We start from the raw sequence: 2,220 nt of genomic DNA, 5'->3' as shown, positions 1-2,220 counted from the left end.
GACGACTGCATCGGTCACTGGAACAGCCCGAGCATGCCCGTTGATCATGCTGCCGCACAGGGGAACTCCAAGATCCCCGACAGAGTCAAGCTTAGGGCTTGCAGGGAATCAAGGTGTTGCTTCCCGTTCTGCCGCTCCTTGGTGTGGTATGCGCATCCCGGACGAGACTTGTAACCAACTCTTCGTGAAGTTTGCGGTGTTGTTCCCGCATCTGGACGAGCGGCAGCGTCGGCTGTTGATGGCTGCCGAGGCCCGTGTCCTGGGGCACGGCGGCGTTCGGGCCGTCGCACGGGCGGCCGGGGTGAGTGAGACGACGGTCCGCAAGGGCGTGTTCGAGCTGGAGGCCGGCGAGGGCCCCCTGGGTCGGGTGCGGCGTCCGGGTGGGGGCCGCAAGCGGGTCGCGGATCTCGATCCGGGCCTGCGGTCGGCTCTGCTGGCGCTGGTCGAGCCGGATGTGCGGGGTGATCCGATGTCGCCGCTGCGATGGACGGTGAAGTCGACCCGCGCACTCGCGAGGGAACTGACCCGGGCCGGGCACCGGGTCAGTGCCGACACCGTCGCCAATCTGCTGCGGGAGGAGGGCTTCAGCCTGCAGGCCAACGCCAAGACCCTCGAGGGCAACCAGCACATCGACCGGGATGCACAGTTCCGCTACCTCAACGAGCAAGCCCGCGAGCACCGGGACGCCGGCCAGCCGGTCATCAGCGTGGACACCAAGAAGAAGGAACTCGTCGGCGAGTTCAAGAACGACGGCCGCCAGTGGCGCCCGGCCGGTGATCCGGTACTGGTGAACATGCACGACTTCGCCGACCCCCGGTTGGGGAAGGCGATTCCGTACGGGGTCTACGACCTGGCGGCGAACACCGGATGGGTCAACGTCGGCACCGATCACGACACCGCAGCATTTGCGGTGGAATCGATCCGCCGCTGGTGGCGCGGCCAGGGCCACGCCACCTACCCGCAGGCGACACGGTTGCTGATCACGGCCGACGCGGGCGGCTCCAACGGCTACCGCACCCGGGCCTGGAAGCTTGAGCTCGCCCGGCTCGCCGCTGAAACGAAACTGACGATTACCGTCTGCCACCTGCCGCCGGGCACGCAATGCCGTTGCTTGAACTCGTCAAATAGTTCGCAGTGACGCTGGAGCGGCCGGGTCGTTGGGCCGGGCATGCATCCTTGGGTAGGGTTGTCCGATCATGTGCGGCTGGGGGTGATGACCCGATGGGTGACTCCGGAACTCGTCGCCGGGGTGCTGGAGAAGTGCCGGGTCCGGGACAAGAAGCCCGGCGCGCTGCCCGCTGGGTTCATGGTCTATTTCACCCTTGCGCTGGCACTGTTCCAGCAGGACTCCTACGACGATGTCGCTGAGCACCTGGTCGGCAGCGTCCCAGAGCTGAGTGCAAGCATTCCGAACAAGTCGTCGTTTACGCGGGCGCGCGGGCGTCTGGGTCCGCTGGTGCTGGAGGCCGTGCTTAGGAGCTGGCCGGCCCGTTGGCGCCGGTCGGACTGCAGGACTCCTTCTACCGCGGGATGCGGTTGGCCGCGGTGGACGGTTTCGTTCTGGACGCGCCGGACACGAAGGTGAACCGGGCCGCGTTCGGCGGGCCGGTCAAGAACGGCCAGTCGGCAGGGTTTCCCCAGGTGAGGGTGGTGACGTTGACCGAGTGTGGCACCCACGCGCAGATCGACGCGGCGGTGGGCGGCTTCAACGGCGGCGAGCGGGAACTCGCGATCGCTCTGGCCGTCTCAGCGGCCGGGATGCTCGTGGTCATGGACCGCAACTTTCCCGGGGTCGCTTTGTGGAAGGCGTACCTGGAAGCCGGGTCGCATCTCCTGCTCCGGGCTCGTTCACCAGTGGCCCACCGTCCGGTCGAGCATCTCGCTGACGGCACCTACTCGGCGAGGATGAACCTGGCCGGGCAGAAGGGCGCGCACCCCGGCGGTGTGCTGGTCCGGGTGATCGAGTACCGCGTCGACGGCGGTGAGGTGGTCAGGCTGCTGACCGATCTGCTGGACCCGGTGGAGTATCCGGCGTCGGAGCTGGCAGCTCTGTACCGGGAAAGATGGGAGGCGGAGTCGGCGTTTCGGCAGATCAAAACGTTGCGGCTGACGTCCAGGACGATCTGCCGGACTGCCGGGTCGGCGACGGCCGGTGCGCAGGCCTGCCGCAGGGGTTCCAGGGTGGCCTGGTCGAACTCTCCGGAACACGCGATCACGCAA

Annotated in this window: 2 protein-coding genes and 1 pseudogene; all 3 read left to right on the top strand. The window is 67.3% G+C overall.

Going from position 1 to position 2,220, the window contains the following annotated elements; translation table 11 throughout:
* Positions 1 to 148 precede the first annotated feature (148 nt).
* Positions 149 to 1,099: pseudogene (locus tag ACFWTC_RS38780) on the top strand (ISAzo13 family transposase); the annotation flags it as partial.
* A gap of 69 nt (positions 1,100 to 1,168) precedes the next feature.
* Positions 1,169 to 1,585 carry a transposase domain-containing protein gene (locus ACFWTC_RS38775; RefSeq protein WP_384030702.1) on the top strand — a complete coding sequence of 139 codons (417 nt, stop codon included), beginning with the start codon at positions 1,169 to 1,171 and terminating at the stop codon, positions 1,583 to 1,585.
* Positions 1,492 to 2,220, top strand: a 729-nt coding sequence (locus ACFWTC_RS38770) for an IS4 family transposase (RefSeq protein ID WP_384075153.1), incomplete at its 3' end; no start/stop codon positions are given. The genes ACFWTC_RS38775 and ACFWTC_RS38770, both read left to right, overlap by 94 nt.

Source organism: Streptomyces sp. NPDC058619 (assembly GCF_042717785.1).
In the GTDB taxonomy this organism is placed as follows: Bacteria; Actinomycetota; Actinomycetes; order Streptomycetales; family Streptomycetaceae; genus Streptomyces.
This window is presented reverse-complemented; position numbering and strand designations above follow the sequence as displayed.